The 18460-nt window shown below is 64.5% G+C and carries 20 protein-coding genes; 13 read left to right on the top strand and 7 right to left on the bottom strand.

Going from position 1 to position 18460, the window contains the following annotated elements; genetic code table 11:
• The first annotated feature begins 53 nt into the window (after nt 1–53).
• Together GQ651_RS17340 and GQ651_RS17345 are read left to right on the top strand one after the other, a co-directional pair.
• A complete protein-coding gene (locus tag GQ651_RS17340) occupies nt 54–467 on the top strand; it encodes a hypothetical protein (protein ID WP_160765546.1) in 414 nt (137 codons plus the stop codon).
• Between the two features lie 79 nt (nt 468–546).
• Nucleotides 547–2751, top strand: coding sequence for a 3-hydroxyacyl-CoA dehydrogenase NAD-binding domain-containing protein (locus tag GQ651_RS17345; protein WP_160765547.1), 2205 nt, complete (start codon nt 547–549; stop codon nt 2749–2751).
• A gap of 126 nt (nt 2752–2877) precedes the next feature.
• Here GQ651_RS17345 and rpsD read toward each other — a convergent pair whose 3' ends face one another.
• The 4 genes from rpsD to GQ651_RS17365 form a co-directional block, all read right to left on the bottom strand.
• The gene (gene rpsD / locus GQ651_RS17350) at nt 2878–3498 is read right to left on the bottom strand and encodes a 30S ribosomal protein S4 (RefSeq protein ID WP_160765548.1); all 621 of its coding nucleotides are present in this window, start codon (nt 3496–3498) and stop codon (nt 2878–2880) included.
• 171 nt (nt 3499–3669) lie between these two features.
• Nucleotides 3670–4737, bottom strand: coding sequence for a Hint domain-containing protein (locus GQ651_RS17355; RefSeq protein ID WP_227258348.1), 1068 nt, complete (start codon nt 4735–4737; stop codon nt 3670–3672).
• A 100-nt stretch (nt 4738–4837) separates the two neighbouring features.
• The gene (locus tag GQ651_RS17360; RefSeq protein WP_406565474.1) at nt 4838–5794 is read right to left on the bottom strand and encodes a lipid A-modifier LpxR family protein; all 957 of its coding nucleotides are present in this window, start codon (nt 5792–5794) and stop codon (nt 4838–4840) included.
• Complete coding sequence (locus tag GQ651_RS17365) at nt 5785–8073, bottom strand: adenosylcobalamin-dependent ribonucleoside-diphosphate reductase (protein WP_160765550.1); 2289 nt, start codon at nt 8071–8073, stop codon at nt 5785–5787. Before GQ651_RS17365 ends, GQ651_RS17360 begins: the two co-directional genes overlap by 10 nt.
• Nucleotides 8074–8185: 112 nt before the next feature.
• Here GQ651_RS17365 and GQ651_RS17370 point away from each other — a divergent pair, with 112 nt between their 5' ends.
• Both GQ651_RS17370 and GQ651_RS17375 read left to right on the top strand, forming a co-directional pair.
• On the top strand, nt 8186–8620 hold the full coding sequence (locus GQ651_RS17370; RefSeq protein WP_160765551.1) for a DUF1489 family protein: 435 nt from the start codon (nt 8186–8188) through the stop codon (nt 8618–8620).
• Between the two features lie 141 nt (nt 8621–8761).
• Nucleotides 8762–9094, top strand: coding sequence for a DnaJ family domain-containing protein (locus GQ651_RS17375; protein ID WP_160765552.1), 333 nt, complete (start codon nt 8762–8764; stop codon nt 9092–9094).
• A gap of 3 nt (nt 9095–9097) precedes the next feature.
• Here the strand turns inward: GQ651_RS17375 and hisG are convergent, their stop codons facing one another.
• Genes hisG through hisS form a run of 3 tightly spaced genes read right to left on the bottom strand, consistent with a single transcriptional unit; the run spans nt 9098 to nt 12410 of the window.
• Nucleotides 9098–9778 (bottom strand): ATP phosphoribosyltransferase, encoded by a 681-nt coding sequence (hisG, locus tag GQ651_RS17380; RefSeq protein WP_160765553.1) that lies wholly within the window; start codon nt 9776–9778, stop codon nt 9098–9100.
• Nucleotides 9775–10860, bottom strand: a complete 1086-nt coding sequence (locus GQ651_RS17385) for an ATP phosphoribosyltransferase regulatory subunit (protein WP_160765554.1) — start codon at nt 10858–10860, stop codon at nt 9775–9777. The genes hisG and GQ651_RS17385 overlap by 4 nt, the downstream gene beginning before the upstream one ends.
• Nucleotides 10857–12410: a histidine--tRNA ligase gene (hisS, locus tag GQ651_RS17390; RefSeq protein WP_160765555.1), complete on the bottom strand. Its 1554-nt coding sequence runs from the start codon at nt 12408–12410 to the stop codon at nt 10857–10859. The genes GQ651_RS17385 and hisS overlap by 4 nt, the downstream gene beginning before the upstream one ends.
• A gap of 68 nt (nt 12411–12478) precedes the next feature.
• Here hisS and GQ651_RS17395 point away from each other — a divergent pair, with 68 nt between their 5' ends.
• The 9 genes from GQ651_RS17395 to GQ651_RS17435 all read left to right on the top strand — a co-directional run bounded on the left by GQ651_RS17395 (nt 12479) and on the right by GQ651_RS17435 (nt 18327).
• On the top strand, nt 12479–12676 hold the full coding sequence (locus GQ651_RS17395) for a SlyX family protein (RefSeq protein WP_160765556.1): 198 nt from the start codon (nt 12479–12481) through the stop codon (nt 12674–12676).
• Between the two features lie 233 nt (nt 12677–12909).
• Nucleotides 12910–13401, top strand: a complete 492-nt coding sequence (locus GQ651_RS17400; RefSeq protein WP_160765557.1) for a VOC family protein — start codon at nt 12910–12912, stop codon at nt 13399–13401.
• A 4-nt stretch (nt 13402–13405) separates the two neighbouring features.
• The gene (locus tag GQ651_RS17405; protein ID WP_160765558.1) at nt 13406–14053 is read left to right on the top strand and encodes a cupin domain-containing protein; all 648 of its coding nucleotides are present in this window, start codon (nt 13406–13408) and stop codon (nt 14051–14053) included.
• Between the two features lie 53 nt (nt 14054–14106).
• On the top strand, nt 14107–14973 hold the full coding sequence (locus GQ651_RS17410) for a branched-chain amino acid aminotransferase (protein ID WP_160765559.1): 867 nt from the start codon (nt 14107–14109) through the stop codon (nt 14971–14973).
• On the top strand, nt 14973–15899 hold the full coding sequence (locus GQ651_RS17415) for an ornithine cyclodeaminase family protein (RefSeq protein ID WP_160765560.1): 927 nt from the start codon (nt 14973–14975) through the stop codon (nt 15897–15899). The genes GQ651_RS17410 and GQ651_RS17415 overlap by 1 nt, the downstream gene beginning before the upstream one ends.
• 58 nt (nt 15900–15957) lie before the next feature.
• Complete coding sequence (locus tag GQ651_RS17420) at nt 15958–16413, top strand: universal stress protein (protein ID WP_160765561.1); 456 nt, start codon at nt 15958–15960, stop codon at nt 16411–16413.
• Nucleotides 16414–16516: 103 nt separating this feature from the next.
• Nucleotides 16517–17080: a NifU family protein gene (locus tag GQ651_RS17425; RefSeq protein ID WP_160765562.1), complete on the top strand. Its 564-nt coding sequence runs from the start codon at nt 16517–16519 to the stop codon at nt 17078–17080.
• 90 nt (nt 17081–17170) lie between these two features.
• On the top strand, nt 17171–17911 hold the full coding sequence (gene tsaB / locus GQ651_RS17430) for a tRNA (adenosine(37)-N6)-threonylcarbamoyltransferase complex dimerization subunit type 1 TsaB (protein ID WP_160765563.1): 741 nt from the start codon (nt 17171–17173) through the stop codon (nt 17909–17911).
• The gene (locus tag GQ651_RS17435) at nt 17908–18327 is read left to right on the top strand and encodes a GNAT family N-acetyltransferase (RefSeq protein WP_160765564.1); all 420 of its coding nucleotides are present in this window, start codon (nt 17908–17910) and stop codon (nt 18325–18327) included. Before tsaB ends, GQ651_RS17435 begins: the two co-directional genes overlap by 4 nt.
• Nucleotides 18328–18460 lie beyond the last annotated feature (133 nt).

The following is an 18460-nucleotide window of genomic DNA, read 5'->3' on the forward strand; positions in this document are numbered from 1 at the left end:
CTCCGCGCGCACGAGTTGCGTCGGCGATTTCAAGACGCGGGGACACGTGACCAATGGACATGCCGTTGTTCTTTCAGCGACTTGCCGAGAACCATCTTGCTGGCGACCTCAACGCTGTGCTCGCGTGCTATGCCCATCCGCTTGTAGTCTACGAACCGACGGGCATTCTGATCCACAAGACCCCCGAAGACTCGGCGCGAAGGCTTGCAGAACGACTGATAAGCCTTCGGTCCGGCGGCGCCGTAGCGGTGAAAACCCGACTCGAAAAGACGGGGCCAGTCCTCAACAAGCGGCAGCCCTACGACGTCACCAAGACCTATCTGGACGACCGGCACAGTCCGGTTGGCGAAAGCAGACTGAGATACTTCTGCCGATCCGATACGGATCAGATTCGGGTGGAATTGATAGAGATCCTTCAGAGCTTTCGCATGGACATCTATCCAACGGCATCTGTCGCCAGCCACTAGACGCTTCTCCAGCGCCAACCGTTTCCATTGAGACGGCGCCCGTTTCGGGTGCCCTCATGCTTCATGCAGGGAGATCAGCATGACTGACTTTACATACGAGCTTCACGACGACGGCGTGGCCGTCATCACCTGGGACGTTCCCGGAAAATCCATGAACGTTCTGTCGCGCGATGCCTTCGACACGGTCGAAGGCTTCATCGATCAGGCGCTGGCCGATGACGCGGTCAAGGGCGTCGTGATCACCTCCGGCAAGGACACGTTCGCGGGCGGCATGGACCTGAATGTGCTCGCCAGCATCAAAGCAGAGTCGGGCGACAACCCGGCGCAGGCGCTGTTCGACTTCACCATGAATGGTCATCGCATCCTGCGGAAGATCGAGCGTGCGGGCCTCGACCCCAAGACCAACAAGGGCGGCAAGCCGATCGCCTGCGCCATTCCGGGCCTCTGCGCCGGGATCGGGACCGAGATCGCGCTGGCCTGTCACCGCCGCTTCATGGCCGACACGCCCAAAGGCCGGATTGGCCTTCCCGAGATCCTGCTGGGCCTCTTCCCCGGCGCCGGCGGCACCACGCGCTATAGCCGTATGGTCGGCGCGATGCAGGCCGCGCCGGTTCTGCTGGAAGGCAAGATGCTGGACCCCAAGAAGGCCAAGTCGGCGCAGCTCATCGACGAGGTCGTAGCCCCGGACGAGCTTCTGGCGAAGGCCAAGGAGTGGGTCCTGAACGCGACCGATGCCGATATCGTCAAACCGTGGGACGAGAAGGGCTGGAAGATGCCCGGCGGCGCGCCCTATCATCCGGCGGGTTTCATGACCTTCGTGGGCGCTTCTGCCATGGTCAACGGCAATACCCAGGGCGTCTATCCTGCAGCGCAGGCTCTTCTTTCGTCGGTCTACGAAGGCGCCATGGTGCCGTTCGACACCGCCCTCAAGATCGAGGCGCGCTGGTTCACCAAGATCCTCATGGACCCGACCTCTGCAGCCATGATCCGGTCGCTCTTCATCAACAAGCAGGCGCTTGAGAAGGGCGCGAACCGCCCCAACGTCCCGGATGAGACCGTCAAAAAGGTCGGCGTGCTCGGCGCCGGCATGATGGGCGCGGGTATCGCCTATGTCTCGGCCAATGCCGGGATCGAGGTCGTGCTCATCGACCAGAGCCAGGAGGCCGCCGACCGCGGCAAGTCCTATTCGACGGGCATTCTGGACAAGGGCATCCAGCGCAAGAAGGTGACCGAAGAGAAGAAGGACCAGGTTCTCGAACGCATCACCGCAACCACCGACCTGAACGCTCTCAAAGGCGTCGACCTGATCGTCGAAGCCGTCTTCGAGGATCCGGGCGTCAAGGCCGAGATGACCCAGAAGGTCGAGGCGATCATCGGCGAGGACGCGATTTTCGCCACCAACACGTCGACCCTGCCGATCACCGAGCTGGCGAAGGCCAGCAAGCGGCCCGGGCAGTTCATCGGTATTCACTTCTTTTCGCCCGTCGACAAGATGATGCTGGTCGAGATCATCAAGGGCGCGGAAACCGGCGACCGGGCCGTGGCCAAGGCGCTCGACTTCGTGCGCCAGCTCCGGAAGACACCCATCGTCGTCAACGACGCGCGCTTCTTTTACGCCAACCGCTGCATCATCCCGTATATCAACGAGGGGATCCGCATGGTGGGCGAAGGCGTCGAACCGGCGCTTATCGAGAACGCCGCGCGCCTCCTGGGCTTCCCGCTCGGGCCGCTGCAACTGGTGGACGAGACGTCCATCGACCTCGGCGTGAAGATCGCCAAGGCTACCCGTGCCGCCATGGGCGACGCCTACCCCGACGGAGCCGTGGACGAGGTGCTGTTCTGGATGGCCGATCAGGGCCGCATGGGCCGCAAGTCCAAGTCCGGTTTCTACGCCTATGACGAGGCGGGCAAGCGGCAGGGCCTCTGGGACGGTCTTGAGGGCAAGTATCCGGTTGCAGACACGCAGCCCGACCTCTCGACGGTGCAGCACCGGCTGATGATGGCGCAGGTGCTCGAAGCCGTGCGCGCCTTCGAAGACGGCGTTCTCGAAGACATCCGCGAGGGCGACGTCGGCGCCATCCTCGGCTGGGGCTTCGCGCCGTGGTCGGGTGGGCCCTTCTCGTGGCTGGACATGGTCGGTGCAGCCAAGGCCGCGGAGATCTGCGAAAACCTTGGATCGCACGGCCCCCGCTTCGCGACACCGGCGCTCCTCAAGGACCTGGCCGCTACCGGCGAGACCTTCTACGGCCGCTACGGCGGCGGACAGGCTGCCGAAGCCGCTTAAAAGCAAAAGGGCCGGGTCATTCCCCGGCCCTTCTCTTTGGGCGAAATACTCCCGCCGGAGGCACAAGACAAAAAGAACAAGGCCGCCCGAGGGCGGCCTTTCCTTTTGCCAGACTGTCCAGAAGGATCAGTTCTGAGCGTAGTATTCGATGACGAGGTTCGGTTCCATCATCACCGGATAGGGCACATCGGACAGGCCCGGCGTGCGCACGAAGGTGGCGGTCATCTTCGAGTGATCGGCCTCGATGTAATCAGGCACGTCACGCTCGGGAAGCTGGGCAGCCTCGAGCACGATGGCAAGCTGCTTCGAGCGGTCGCGGACCTCGATGACGTCGCCTTCCTTGACGCGGTAGGACGGAATGTTGACCCGCTTGCCGTTCACCTTCACGTGGCCGTGGTTCACGAACTGCCGTGCGGCGAAGACGGTCGGCACGAACTTGGCGCGATAGACGACGGCGTCCAGCCGGCGCTCCAGAAGGCCGATCAGGTTCTCGCCGGTGTCGCCCTTCACACGGGCAGCTTCCGCGAAGATGCGCTTGAACTGCTTCTCGGTCATGTCGCCATAATAGCCCTTGAGCTTCTGCTTTGCGCGAAGCTGCAGACCGAAGTCCGACATCTTGCCCTTGCGGCGCTGGCCGTGCTGGCCGGGGCCGTATTCACGGCGGTTGACGGGGGATTTAGGACGGCCCCAGATGTTCTCGCCCATCCGGCGGTCGATTTTGTACTTGGCAGACGTGCGTTTGGTCACGGCTGATCTCCTTCGTTAGGACGCCGTCCCGGAGGGTCGGCTATGAAGGGCGTTGTCCTCTGGCCGAAGCCTGACAGGCATCCCCTTGCGGGGGCCACCAACACCAATGAAGCCGCGGCTATAAAAGGGCTTTCCCGCCCTGTCAACGAGACTCTTGCGCGTCCTGAAGGCTCAGGTCACGCGGCGGATCAGCGCGGCCTCGGCCCGGCCCAGAACGCGGCGTGACATCGGCCCATAGGCCGACGGCGTCACCCGCAGATCGGGCATCACGTCGAACAGGCGATCAAGCTGGTCGCCCGCAATCGCGTCAAGCGACGTCGCCGCCGGGTGGAAGCTTTCGGTCTCCATCCCGTTCGCAAAGAGAATACCATGTCGGGGCAGCATCAGGTGAATATAGGTCACCGATTTCGCACCGAGATCGCGCATCACCTTGTGATCGTCGATAAGGTCACGCGCCGCCACCAGAACCTCGCGCTCGCCCCAGAGCGCCAGCGCCGCCGGGCCCTCGACCAGCATCCGGTGATCGGGCGAGACGACAAGGTCACCCTCGGGTCGGTCAAGACCGAGAGCACCGCTTCTGATCCGCACCGGACGCAGGTCCGGCATGGCATAAAGCCGCGCCCCGGACACGTGCCGCTGCCCGATCCAGAGAACTTCCTCGGTGCCGGAATCCTTGGTGACCACCCGGTCGCCCGCAACAAGCTCCTCGACAAGGCGCGGCCCGTCAGGCGTCGCAAGGCGCGTCCCGGGGGTGAAACAGACCACGCCTTCCGCTCCATCGCGCAAAACCTGCGGCCGCCAGCCGGCTTCGGGCTCCTCGGTTATGACCAGCGCGCGATCCACAGGCGGCATATCGCCCGTGAACATCATCAGCGGACGCGCGATCTCGGGCATGTCGATCAGCGTCGCCACCCATGTCCGCTGCCCGTCCGAAATGCTGAAGCACCGGTCGAGATCGGTGTTCACCTGAGTGAAGGGCGTTCGAACGCCCTCCTGGATCAGGGCGCGCCCGATCAGCTTGCGCGCGCCCGCGGCGGCACGGCGCCGAAGGGCGTCATCGCCACCAGTGTCCGAAATATCCGCGAGATCGCTTGCCCCGTCGATGCGCACCGCATCGCCACTCCAGCGCCATGTCGCACCGCATTCGAGCGCGGACACCGGCGCACCGCCAAGCCCGTCGATCTCGGTCTGCGACCACGAAATGACGAACGTGCCCTCGGGGCGCGTCATCATGTTCATCTTACCTGCCTCGATATTATTTTTTATATCGTTGCAGGCAGGCTAGCAGTTTCCGGCGTTTCTGTGAATCCCCGAAATTCCAGCACCTTGGCGGGCGACGTCAGAAGTCGATCCGCGCCTGGAATGTGCCGACGAACTGCCCCTCGGGCTGTGCTTCGAACTCTTCGCTCAGCCACGCAAGACCATAGAACACATCGAGCGTCCGCCAGCGATAGAGCCCCCCCGCCCGGACTCGCGTCCGCGTCGGCGTCAGATCATAACCCAGCGCCTCGGGCAGGTAGATGCTGTCTTCGACCCATGCGGTATCCACCCCAAGGGTCCAGCTCATCCCCTCGCCACCCTCGAAGGTCATGGGCAACCGGTGCCCTGTCGTGACGGCTCGGGTCATCAGGTTGCCCGACGCGAGCGCCCCGAATGAGAGGTCCAGCCCGACGCGCAGAAGGTCCTCCGACCCGACCTGCGCCTCGACGAAGGGTCTTAGGACGCCGGCGCCAACCGGCAGTGCGCGCCCGACTTCGCCGCTCAGGTCCAGCCCGACCTGATCCTCGATCTGGTAATCGTCCAGACGCGGCACGGTAAACCCAAGCGCCTCGTGCAGTTGCTCCTGAAAGGAAAGAAGGCCGGTCTGCGGTCCGACGACGACGACATCCGCGCCGAGACGCGCCTCCCAGGCGGACCTGGCGAAATGGCTGTGCAGACCAATGGCCAGAACGCCCGCATGGCGCCGGTCTCCCGGCGCGGGCGCGTCAAGCACCTCGGGCGTCAGGATGTCGCTCCGGAACCGGAATTCCAGCACCTCGCCCACCCGGTCCGGCATTTGCCCATCCCAGCCGCGGCCGCGCGCGATGCCGACCTGTACGGAAGAGCTTTGCCAACGGTCCCGCGCCTCCCCTATCGAGTCGTTCGAGATGGCGACCGACCAGCCGATCGTCTCGGCCATGGCGGGAGAGCCAAGGCACAAAGCGGCCAGCAAAGAACAGACCGCATTTCTTTGGGTCCGAAAAATCCTGGGGTGAGGCCCCGAAGGGGCCGAGGGGCAAAGCCCCTTCAGCCGCATTTCGAATGCCCGCAGGACGGGCAGGTCATGCACCCTTCAATCATCTGCATCCCGAACTGCCCGCAGGACGGGCACGCCGGTCCCCGCGGCTGATCGAGGTTCACGACCTGAGCGCGCGGGTCCGATTTCAGACCCAGCCCCTCTCCCGCGATAAAGCCGATGGAGACCAGATGACGCTCGATCACGCCGCCGATCGCCGCAAGGATCGAGGGCACGTATTTCCCCTGCATCCACGCCCCGCCCCGCGGGTCGAACACGGCTTTCAGCTCTTCCACGACAAAGCTCACGTCGCCGCCCCGCCGGAACACCGCCGAGATCATCCGCGTCAGCGCAACGGTCCAGGCGTAGTGCTCCATGTTCTTCGAGTTGATGAAGACCTCAAAGGGCTGGCGCCGCCCGCCGACGATGATGTCGTTGATGGTGATGTAGATCGCGTGCTCGCTGTCGGGCCACTTGAGTTTGTAGGTATTGCCTTCCAGCGTCTGCGGCCGGTCGAGCGGCTCGGCGATGTAGATCACGTCTCCATGGGGCGTTGCGGGTTCGTCATCGGATTTCGAGACCACCTCCGGCGCGGACTTCTTGTCTTCCGCCACGCTCAGCACGCTCCCCGTTACCGCGTTCGGGCGATAGGTCGTGCAGCCCTTGCAGCCGGTCTCGTAGGCTTCAAGGTAGACGTTCTTGAACGCTTCGAAGTCGATGTCCTCGGGGCAGTTGATGGTCTTGGAAATCGACGAATCCACCCATTCCTGCGCGGCGGCCTGCATTTTCACATGGTCCATCGGCGTCAGCGTCTGTGCGTTGACGAAATGGTCCGGCAGGGGGGCATCGCCCTTCAGGTCGCGCCACATCTGCACGGCGTAGTCGACCACCTCTTCCTCGGTTCGCGTCCCGTCCTTCTGCAGGACCTTGCGCGTATAGGCATAGGCGAAGACCGGCTCGATCCCCGAGGACACATTGCCTGCATAGAGGCTAATCGTGCCGGTCGGCGCGATCGAGGTCAGAAGCGCGTTCCGGATGCCCTTCTTGCGGATCGCGTCCTTCACGTCCTCGTCCATATGAGCGAGTGCGCCCGATGCGAGAAACTTGTCAGCATCGAAGAGCGGGAACGCGCCCTTTTCTTCGGCAAGGTCAGCACTCGCCAGATAGGCCGCGCGGGCGATCCGCTTCATCCAGGCACGGGTCTGCTCGGCAGCCTCGTCCGAGCCATAGCGCAGCCCCAGCATCAGAAGCGCATCGGCAAGCCCCGTCACGCCCAGCCCGATCCGGCGCTTGTTCGCGGCTTCTTCCGCCTGCTGCGGCAGCGGGAAGCGAGAGGCATCGACCACGTTGTCCATCATCCGGACCGAGGTGCGGACCAGATCGTCCAGCGCCGCCTCGTCCAGCGCAGCCGCGTCCCCGAACGGATCGGAGACGAGCCGGGCAAGGTTGATCGAGCCCAGAAGGCAGGCCCCATAGGGCGGCAGCGGCTGCTCGCCGCAAGGGTTCGTGGCGGCGATGGTCTCGCAATAGGCGAGGTTGTTCATCGCGTTGATGCGGTCGATGAAGATCACGCCCGGCTCGGCATAATCGTAGGTCGCCCGCATGATCCGGTTCCAGAGGTCCCGTGCCTCGACCGTGCGATAAACCCGACCGTCGAAGACAAGATCCCAGCTCTTGCCCGCCTTGACGGCTTCCATGAACGGGTCAGTGATCAGAACCGAGACATTGAAATTCCTGAGCCGCGCGGGGTCTGACTTGGCGCTGATGAAATTCTCGATATCGGGGTGGTCGCAGCGCATCGTCGCCATCATCGCGCCCCGGCGCGAGCCGGCGGACATGATAGTGCGGCACATCGCGTCCCAGACATCCATAAAGGAAAGCGGCCCCGAGGCGTCTGCGGCCACGCCTTTGACGCCGGCTCCCTTGGGCCGGATCGTTGAGAAATCGTAGCCGATTCCACCGCCCTGCTGCATGGTCAGCGCGGCCTCTTTCAGCATGTCGAAGATGCCGCCCATGCTGTCGGGGATCGTGCCCATGACGAAGCAGTTGAACAGCGTCACCGACCGCGCGGTCCCCGCGCCCGCCGTGATGCGGCCGGCAGGCAGGTATTTGAAGTCTTCGAGAGCCCCGTAAAACTTGCTCTCCCAGGCAGGCGCGTCGTCCTCGACCTCGGCCAGCGCGCGGGCGATCCGGCGCCATGTATCCTCGACAGTCTGGTCGATGGGCGTGCCGTCAGCCTCTTTCAGGCGGTATTTCATGTCCCAGATCTGTTCGGCGATCGGGGCGGCGAAACGGGTCATGGGTGCATCCTCACGAAGTCCGGAAGAGAAGATTTCCACAGGTCTATCCACAAGCGGTTGCCTTGCCACTCGGGACGATCACTATATGCTGTCCCGTCTGAGAGGGGAAGGCATGGCCGACTACGTCAACCTAATAAAACTCAGTGTGGGATCGGAAAGCGTCGAAAGCCTGATCGACTGGCAGCGGAACCGCTCGCGCCAGATCAAGGGCAACCGGTATTTCCATATCACACGCATGTGGCCCAAGCGCGAGGCCGAGATCCTGAAAGGCGGCAGCATCTACTGGGTGATCCAGGGGGTCGTGCAATGCCGCCAGAAGATCGTCGGCTTCGACGAGGTGGTGGGCGAAGACGGCATCCGCCGCTGTGCGATCCTTCTGGACAACGAGATCGTGCGGACCGAACCCGTTCGAAAGCGCCCGTTTCAGGGCTGGCGCTATCTGGACGCGGGCGATGCGCCGCGCGACCTGACCAAGGCCGAGGCGGCAGCATCAGAGGATATCCCGCCGAAACTCATGGCCGCTCTTTCCGAAATCGGCGTGAGATAGGGGCGCTGCCCCTCGGCCCTTTCGGGCCTCACCCCGGGATTTCCGGACCCAAAGAAAGAAGGGAAGAGCGCGGCATGTGCATTGGTATGTTCCTTCGGAAGGCTCTGTCGTAGAAAAGCGGTGTCAGCGAAAGTGCACACCATGTCGTGGCTCGATTGTCTCACGGAACGCCGAATCCTCAAGGCCGAGGCCGAAGGGCAGCTGCGCGATCTCCCCGGCGAAGGCAAACCGCTCCGGGACGCAACCGGGCAGGAAACCGTCGATCCGGGCCTTTCCGCCGGCTATCGCATCATGGCCGAAGCCGGTGTTGTCCCCGAAGAATTCAAGCTGAAGAAGGCGATTGACGAAGAGCGGGCTCTTTATCGGACGCTGACCGACCCCGAGGCGCGTCGGGCATCAATGGCGAGGCTCGCCGATCTGGACATGCGCTACAACATAGCAGTGGACGCGCGTCGACGCTTTCACGGCACCTGATGATCAGAGGCCGAGACGCGCGATGAATGCGCGATGCGTTTCGGTATCGGAGGTCGCGCGCGAGCGGAAAAGCGCAGCCTGGCTTTTCAGGACCAGACCGTCATCGAGCACCCGCAGGTGGTTCGCAGTCAGCGTCTCGCCTGTCGAGGTGATGTCGGCAATGGCCTCGGCGGTCAGGTTCTTGACCGTGCCTTCGGTCGCGCCCTGGCTGTCGACCAGCTGATAATCGGACACGCCTGCGTCGCGCAGGAACGTGCGGACCAGTCGGTGATATTTGGTCGCGATCCTCAACCGGTGGCCGTGGGTCGCGCGGAAGGCGGTCGCGGCGGCGTCGAGATCGTCGAGCGTCGTCACGTCGACCCAGAAATCCGGCACAGCGATCACGAGGTCCGCGTGGCCAAAGCCAAGCGGCGCGACCTCGGTTACCCGGTCGGACCAGAGCGCCAGTTTTTCGCGGATCATGTCTATGCCGGTCACGCCGAAATCGATCCGGCCCGCATCCAGCTCGCGCGGGATCTCGCCCGCCGCCAGAAGCACCAGTTCGACGCCTTCGATCCCTTCGACCTTGCCCGCGTACTCGCGGGAGGCTCCAGTGAGGCTGAGCGTAACCCCGCGCGCCCCGAACCAGTCGAAGGTCTTTTCCATTAGCCGCCCCTTGGACGGCACACCGAGCTTGATCGTCATGGCCGCCCTCCGAGAAGCAGGATCAGGCCCGGGCGGATCGCGCCCCCCACGGCGGGGATGCCAGTACCGCCGCCCATGGCACGGGTCAGCGCGTCATAGCGCCCCCCGGTGGCCACGGGGGGCAGTTCGGGCCGGTCCTCGGCGTAGAAGCCGAAGACGAAGCCGTCGTAATATTCCAGCATCGTCCGGCCGTGGCTTGTCTCGAACCGAACCCTGTCAAGAGCGACGCCCCGCGCATCGAGCGCATCCATGCGGCGGGCGAGGTCGTCGACCGCGCCAATGATCGACGGCAGCCGGTCGCAGAGCGCCTGAAGCGTGCTCAACGCCTCAGGCGCGGGTCCGCTGACAGCCAGAAGCGCATCGACGCCTGCAACATCGGCGGCCCCGAGAGGCTCTGTCTCGCGTTCGGCCCTGAGCGCTGCGATGCGGGACAGGATTTCCTCGCGGGAGCGCAGTCCGATCTCTGCCTTGGCTCCGTCGAAGGGCTCATCCGCGTCGAGAAGTGCGGCGCGCCGAGCGTCGGCCACACCGCTTCCGGCATAGCGTTCTATAAGGGCTTTGAAGCGACGTGGACGCCAGAGATGATGCAAGAGAGCTGCCTTGCGCGCATCGCTTGTGTTCAGCCCGGCGACCGCTGCGCGCAAGAGGCCGATGTCGCCCATTTCGGCGCGCAATCCGAGCGGCTCCAGAAGCGTGGCGAAGGTCGCGAAAACCTCGGCATCCGCCTCGGCCGCATCCATGCCGTTGAAGAGCTCGTAACCCACCTGCAGGTATTCAGACGCGCGTTCGGGGTCATCTTCCTGACGACGGAACACCTCGCCCGCATAGGTGTATCGCGCCTGACCGCGACCTTCGGCCATATGGCGGCTGACCAGCGGGACCGTGAAGTCGGGTCGCAGCATCATCTCGCCACGGATCGGGTCATGGGTGACGAAGGCGCGGGCGCGGATATCCTCGCCGTAAAGGTCCAGAAGCGCGCCCGCCGGTTGCAGGATATCGGCCTCGACCGGCTCGGCACCCCGCGCCTCGAAAGCGGCGCGCAGGCGGTCGGCCTCGGCCCGTATGTCGGACTTGGCCGTCATCCCCGGTCGAGGATCGCGCGCACGCGGGCGACGAGTTCGCCCACGGGCGCTTCGAACTGGGCGGGCTGGTCTTTCCATTCCTCAAGCGTGGCGGTCTGGGCCAGCTTCGCGCCAAGATCGAGATCCTTGATCTGGACAACGCCGCGCGCCGCCTCGTCCGAGCCCTGGATCACCGCGACGGGGGCGCCCCGCTTGTCAGCATATTTGAGCTGATTGCCGAAGTTCTTGGGGTTGCCAAGATAGACTTCGGCCCGGATGCCCGCATTGCGGAGCGTCGTCGCCATGGCCTGATACTCAGACATGCGGTCACGGTCCATGACGGTCACCACCACGGGGCCGCGCGCCTCGCCGCCCGTGCGCCCCTTCATGCGGAGCGCTGCGAGAAGCCGGTCGACGCCAATCGAGATGCCGGTCGCCGGAACGGCCTGCCCGGTGAAGCGCTTGACGAGGTCGTCATAGCGCCCTCCCCCCGCGACCGAGCCGAATTGCCGGGGTCTGCCCTTCTCGTCTGTGATCTCGAAGGTCAGTTCCGCCTCGAAGACGGGGCCGGTGTAGTAGCCGAGGCCGCGCACGACGGAGGGGTCGATGACGATGCGGTCGGGACCGTAGCCCTGGGCGGCGCAATAGTCGGCGATCTGGCGGAGTTCACTGACGCCCTCGGCGCCGGTAGCACTGTCACCAACCAATTCGGCAAGTCGGGCGAGGACTGTCGCGGCGTCGGGTTTTGCAGCAGCCACGGCACCGGGAAAGTCGGTGACCTCTTCGGTCGCGGCGGCCATGCCATCGCCGAGGCCCGCCTCGCCTGCGGTCACGAAGCCGAGAATCCGCTGGCTTTGTTCGACGGACAGCCCTGCACCGGCAGTGAAATCACCGCTTTCGTCCTTGCGGCCTTCACCCAACAGCGCGCGCACGCCCTCAACGCCAAGCCGGTCCAGCTTGTCGATAGCGCGGAGAACGATCCCCCGCTCGCGCTCGGCCTCTTCTGGCAGGCCCGCGACCTCAAGCACGCCGTTCAGCACTTTCCGGTTGTTAACCCGGATGATGTAGTCACCGCGCTCGATCCCGACTGCCTCAAGAGCGTCGGCCAGCATCATGCAGATCTCGGCATCCGCCGCGACAGAGGCCGTGCCAACGGTATCGGCGTCGCACTGATAGAACTGCCGGAAGCGGCCCGGTCCCGGTTTCTCGTTTCGCCAGACAGGCCCCATCGCGAAGCGGCGGTAGGGCGTCGGCAGGTCGTTCCGGTGCTGGGCATAGACGCGGGCGAGCGGCGCGGTCAGGTCGTAACGCAGCGCCAGCCAGTCGCCGTCGTCATCCTCCTGCCACGCGAAAACGCCCTCGTTCGGGCGGTCCACGTCGGGCAGGAACTTGCCCAGAGCCTCGACCGTTTCAACGGCCGAGGACTCGAGCGCGTCGAAACCGTAGAGTTGATAGACCTCGGCAATCCGGTCCAGCATGGCCTTGCGCTCGGCCACGTCAGCGCCGAAATAGTCGCGAAAGCCTTTGGGCGTTTCCGCCTTGGGCCGCGGGGCTTTTTTCTGTTTGGCCATAACCTGCCTCGTGTCGGGTCGCGCGGGGTTTATCCCGCGGCAGGACAGGGAGCAAGACGGAGAGACCGGTGGACGAGAAACTTCAGGAAAGACTGGCCTATCTGGAACGACAGGCCGACGAGTTGAGCGACGAGGTGGCACGGCAGGCCAAGCTGGTGGACCGGCTGGCGCGGCAGGTGGGGCTTCTGATCGAGCGCGAAGCCACGCGCGAGGCCGAGGGCTCGGGCGGCGTGGTGATCGGAGACGAGCGTCCGCCGCATTACTGAGGCCGGGCACGCTGTCACAAGCCTGTTGCGAATCCTCGTTAGGGTCAGCTTAACGGCCCCGTCCCCTTCCTGTCCCTTCCCCGGACACACGGGCCGCTCAAGCGATCCCGTCGCTGCCTGCTCCGCGGCCCCTGACGCCGCGGAGCGCTTTTTTGCACAGAAGCGGTTCGGTATTTGGCCTATACTCGCATCAGCGCAGATCGTACGTGGGTGCGCAGATGAAGGAGCTTGCCATGACCTATCATGCCGATCCCGGAACCACTGTCGGACATGTCCACCTGAAGGTCGCTGACCTCGACCGCGCCATCGACTTCTATCAGCGCGTCCTCGGTTTTGACCTTATGCAGCGTTACGGCAGTCAGGCCGCTTTTCTGTCCGCCGGCGGATATCACCACCACCTCGGCCTGAACACGTGGGAATCCCGCGGCGGTCCTCGGCCGGCCCGCAACATGACAGGTCTCTATCACACCGCGTTCCTCTATCCGACACGCGCCGCGCTCGGGCGCGCCGTGTCGCGCGTGGTCGAAGAAGGCGTCGAAATCACAGGCTGGGCCGACCATGGCGTCAGCCTCGCGGTCTATTTCGACGACATGGACGGCAATGGTGTCGAGCTGTATTGGGACAAGCCGAGAGAAGACTGGCCCTGGGCGGAAAATGGCCAACTGGCGATGTCCAATGCGCGGTTCGACCTCGCCGCACTTATGGCGGAAGGACAGGACGGGTGACACGATGCGGGTGAATGCGGATTTCGACCGGCGCGTGGTAGTGCGCTTCGCGGATACCGAGTGGATCCCCTCACCCATGCCCGGTGTCGAGCGCAAGATGCTCGACCGGATCGGCGGTGAGGTGGCGCGCGCCACCAGCATCGTCCGCTATGCACCCGGCAGTGCCTTTTCCGCCCATACTCATGACGGGGGCGAGGAGTACCTCGTGCTCGACGGGACCTTCTGCGACGAACACGGTGCCTTTCCAACAGGAAGTTATGTGCGGAACCCGCCCACGTCGTCGCACACACCCTCCGCCCCGGATGGCGCGATCATTCTGGTCAAGCTGCACCAGATGGCCGCCGACGACCGGACGCAGGTTGGGATCGACCTGACTGGTTCTGATGCGCCCCGTCAGGAGCTTCACCGGGACAAACGCGAAGCGGTCAGCGTTGCGCGGTTGGGAACGGGCGAGGTAATTGCTCTCGACGGGCCCGGCGGTGCCGAGGTCTTCGTCCTGTCAGGCGAGGTAACAGAAGGCGGCGACACTCTCGGACGCTGGGATTGGCTCCGCCTGCCGCGCAAAGCCAAGACGACCGTGACCGCCGGCGAGAGCGGCGCGACGCTCTGGATCAAGACCGGTCATCTCGACCACGTTTCCGCGCCCGGCTGAGGGTGGACGCCGCCCGGCAGCGCGCCTAGTCTCCGCCGCCGGGAGGGACCTCAATGGCCGCTGGAAAGACGATCAGAACCTATTTCGACGGCACCTGGCATGACGGAGATATCCCGATCATGCGGGCGGCAGACCATGGCGCATGGCTGGGCACGACCGTCTTCGACGGCGCACGGTATTTCGAAGGGGTCGCGCCCGATCTCGACCGCCATTGCGAGCGGGTCAACGCGTCGGCCCGTGCTCTCGATCTGGAGCCTTCGGCAGACGCCGAGACAATGGTGCAGCTTGTGTGGGAGGGGCTTGCGGGCTTCGCGCCCGATGCCGCGGTCTACATCCGGCCCATGTACTGGGCGATCGATGGCGATGCCACGACCGTGGCCGCGCTCGGCAATACCCGCTTCGCGATCTGCCTCGAAGAGATACCCTTTGCCCCGGCGGACGCGACAGTCCGGCTGACCCGCACACGGTTCCGCCGACCGGTCCTGGAAGACGCAGTGGTCAACGCAAAAGCCGGATGCCTTTATCCCAACAACGCACGAATGCTGCGCGAGGCGCAGTCGCGCGGCTATCAGAATGCGCTTGTGGCCGACGCCATGGGCAACGTGGCCGAAAGCGCAACATCGAACGTCTTCATGGTGCGCGACGGAGAAATCCTGACGCCCATCGCGAACGGCACTTTCCTGGCCGGGATCACCCGGTCTCGGCACATGCAGAACCTCGCCGCTGACGGAACGCCCGTGCGCGAAGCCGTTCTGACATTCCGCGACTTCGAGGAAGCGGACGAGGTGTTCCTCACCGGCAACATGAACAAGATCACGCCGGTGACCGAGTTCGACGGCACGCATTATCAGGTCGGGCCGGTCGCGAGGCGCGCGCGCGAGCTTTACTGGGATTGGGCGCTGTCGAAAGGAACAGCCTGATGGGCACCCTCACCTACCTTTCCGATGACGATCTGCAGGCGCTCGGCATCGGCCCCGCCGACATCGCGGACGCCATCGAGCGCGCTCTGATCGACAAGGCCGAGGGACGGCTGCACACAGCGCCAAAGGCAGCGATCCTGCCGGGCGGCGGGCGCTACGTCATGTCGACGCTCGCTGTCGGCGGCGGGTTGACGGTGGTCAAGACGGTAACAGTCAGCCCCGACAACGCCGCACATGGTCTGCCCAGTATCAACGGGGCGATTCAGGCCTATGACGCGGAAACCGGACTTCTCAAGGCTGTGCTCGACGCGAACTGGATTACCGCGGTCAGAACCGCCGGTCTGTCATCGGTGGCGGCCCGGCGTCTTGCCGATCCGGCATCGGAAAGCATCGCCTTCGTCGGAACGGGCGTTCAGGCGCAGAGCCATCTGGACGCGTTTGCCGCGCTTTTCCCCCTCAGCCGGGTGGTAGCCTATGGCCGGGGCGGTGAAAGCCAGACACGTCTGCTGGAAAAGGCCCGCGCGATGGGGCTCGATGCCGAGGCCGAGAGCGACCCCAACGCCGCGATTGCGGCGGCGGATATCGTGGTGACGTCAGTCCCGCTCGACTACGAGATTGAGCCGTTCCTCGATGCAGGGAGCCTCCGCCCCCGCACCTTCGCGGCGATCACCGATCTGACGATCCCGTGGCATGACAAAAGCCTGTCGGCCTTCGGCACGCTTGTCGTCGATGATTTGGAGCAGGAGCGATCTGCCCCGCGCCCAATGGTCCCGGCAGAAACCATAGCCGGAGACCTGACCGACCTCGTGGCCGGTCGGATCGCAACCCCTGAAGATGACGCGCCCCGTGCCTTCGCGTTCCGCGGCATCTCCCTCGGGGACTACGCGGTTACGCGGCTGGCGCTGGAGCGGGCTGGTCACGCTTGACGATGGACAGAGCCGCCAATCCCCATCATGATCCCGCTCAAACAGGAGCTTGAGACCCATGCGCAAGTTTCTCGTGGTGCTGGATGACAGCCGCGAATGCCTTAATGCCATGCGCTTCGCCGCCATGCGCGCCGCCCACACCGGGGGTGGCGTGCAGGTTCTGTCGGTGATCCCGCCCGATGAATTCAATCACTGGATCGGTGTCGGCAACATCATGCGGGAAGAGGCGCGCGAGCGTATCCATGCCCATTTCGAGGTCTTCGCGAAATGGATGCGGGACCGGCAAGGGGTAGATCCGGAGCTTGTGATCCGCGAAGGCGAACCGGTGGGCGAGATCATCTCGCAGATCACCGATGACGGCGATATCGGCGTGCTGGTGCTTGGCGCTTCCGCCGAAAAGGGCGGTCCTGGTCCGATCGTGACCGCGATGTCGAAACGGTTCGGCACCCTGCCCGTTCCGCTCACCATCGTGCCGGGGGAGCTGTCGAAAGAGCGGCTGGAAGCCATTACCTGAAAGCGTCTCGGGCGGCTGTGTCGCGCTTTAGAATCGTTCCAACTTCTTGACATTGCCTGACAGAAACCCTCATATTTAGGGCAAGCCAAAGGAGCACCTCGTCATGTTCATCCAGACCGAATCCACGCCGAACCCGGCGACCCTGAAGTTCCTGCCCGGACGGACGGTCCTGGAGACGGGAACGGCCGATTTTCCCACCGCCGATGCCGCCGGCAACTCGCCATTGGCGCAGCGCGTCTTCGCCGTCGACGGCGTGAGCGGTGTCTTCTTCGGCAATGACTTCGTCACCGTCACAAAGTCCGAAGGCGTCGAGTGGGACCATATCAAACCCGCGATCCTTGGCGCGATCATGGAGCATTTCCAGTCCGGTCAGTCCGCAGTCGAGGGCGAAGGCGCTGCGGCGTCGGGCCATGCCGAGCATGACGGTCCGGATGGCGAGATCGTCACCCAGATCAAGGAGCTTCTGGACACCCGCGTCCGGCCCGCTGTTGCGCAAGACGGTGGAGACATCGTCTTCCACGGCTTCGACCGGGGCATCGTCTACCTGCACATGCAGGGCGCCTGCGCGGGCTGTCCGTCCTCGACCCTGACGCTGAAGATGGGGATCGAGAACCTGCTTCGCCATTACATTCCCGAAGTCCTGGAAGTCCGGCCCGTCGCGGCCTGACGGGTTGCGCCGCGGGCTTCGCCCGCGTCGCGGTGGGCGAGGGGCGCTGCCCCTCGCGCTCCCCGGGATATTTTCGAACAGGCGAAGACCATGGCCGACCTCCGCCTTCTTGCCTTCGATACATCAGGGCCACATTGCGCGGCCTCTTTGCTGATCAACGGGACGAATGTCGCCGCGGCTCGTGAAGAGATGAAGCAGGGACAGGCCGAACGTCTCATACCTATGCTGGAAGACGTGATGGCCCGGGAAGGGGCTGTTTGGGAAGAGCTCGATGCCATCGCCGTGGGAATTGGTCCCGGGAATTTCACCGGCATCCGCATCGCCGTGAGCGCCGCGCGCGGGTTGGCGCTAGGGCTTGGCATTCCGGCAATCGGCGTTTCGACATTCGAGGCTGTACGGGACGACGCGCCGGCGCGTCTCGGCGATATCGTAATGGTCATGCTGCCCGGCCCGCGCGATGTCGAGTATTTCCAAGTCTTCGACGGGCCCGATCCCGTGGCTGCTCCCGGAATGCTCGACACCAGAGGAAGCGGATACAGTTTCGGCACGGCGCGTGCGCTGCCGGACGCATTGGGTCACCGCAAGATTACCGGCGTTACCGGACTGAAGGCCTATCCCGTTGCCGTCGACCTTGGGGGGGACATCCCCGGATCTATAAGCCAGCCCGAAAGCGACCGCCTCGAAAAAATCGTGGTGAACCCGGCGACGCTTGCCCGAATCGCGGCACGTCGGCTGACCGCGGGTGCGCCGATCCCCCGCCCCGCCCCGCTCTATGTACGGCCCGCCGATGCGGCCCCTTCCAGCGACCCGCCACCCGTCATCCTGCCATGACCGCCGACGAGCTTGCCCGCATCCACACTGCCGCCATGACGGTGCCGCCTCCATGGAGCGCGGTCACGTTTCGGGGTTTTTTATCTTTTCCCGGCGCCATTCTGGCCTTCGAAGCAGGTGGATTTGCTCTCGGGCGGGTCATCGCCGACGAGGCCGAGCTTCTGACCATTGCCGTCCACCCGGAGGCGCGCAGAAGGGGCATCGCGCGGCGCTGTCTGGCGGCATTCGAGCTTGAGGCCCCGGCGAAGGGCGCAAGTCGCGCTTTCCTGGAGGTTGCCGCATCGAACGCCCCGGCACGGCGTCTGTACGAGGGTTTCGGCTATGAAGAGGTCGGGCGCCGCAGGGGCTATTACGACCGGCCCGACGACGACGCCGACGATGCCATTCTGATGGCTAAAGACCTGCCCATTGCATGACATTGCGTCACCTGCCCCTTTTCACGGCAAACCAGCCCCGCCTTTCCCAGTAAGCTATTGACCCTCCCCGGCGACTCCGGCCTAAATCGGCAATGATCCGAAACACACTCGGACGATTGCCGGGGCCGCGGCG

Origin of the sequence: Kangsaoukella pontilimi (assembly GCF_009830125.1) — a bacterium.
GTDB lineage: Bacteria > Pseudomonadota > Alphaproteobacteria > Rhodobacterales > Rhodobacteraceae > Kangsaoukella > Kangsaoukella pontilimi.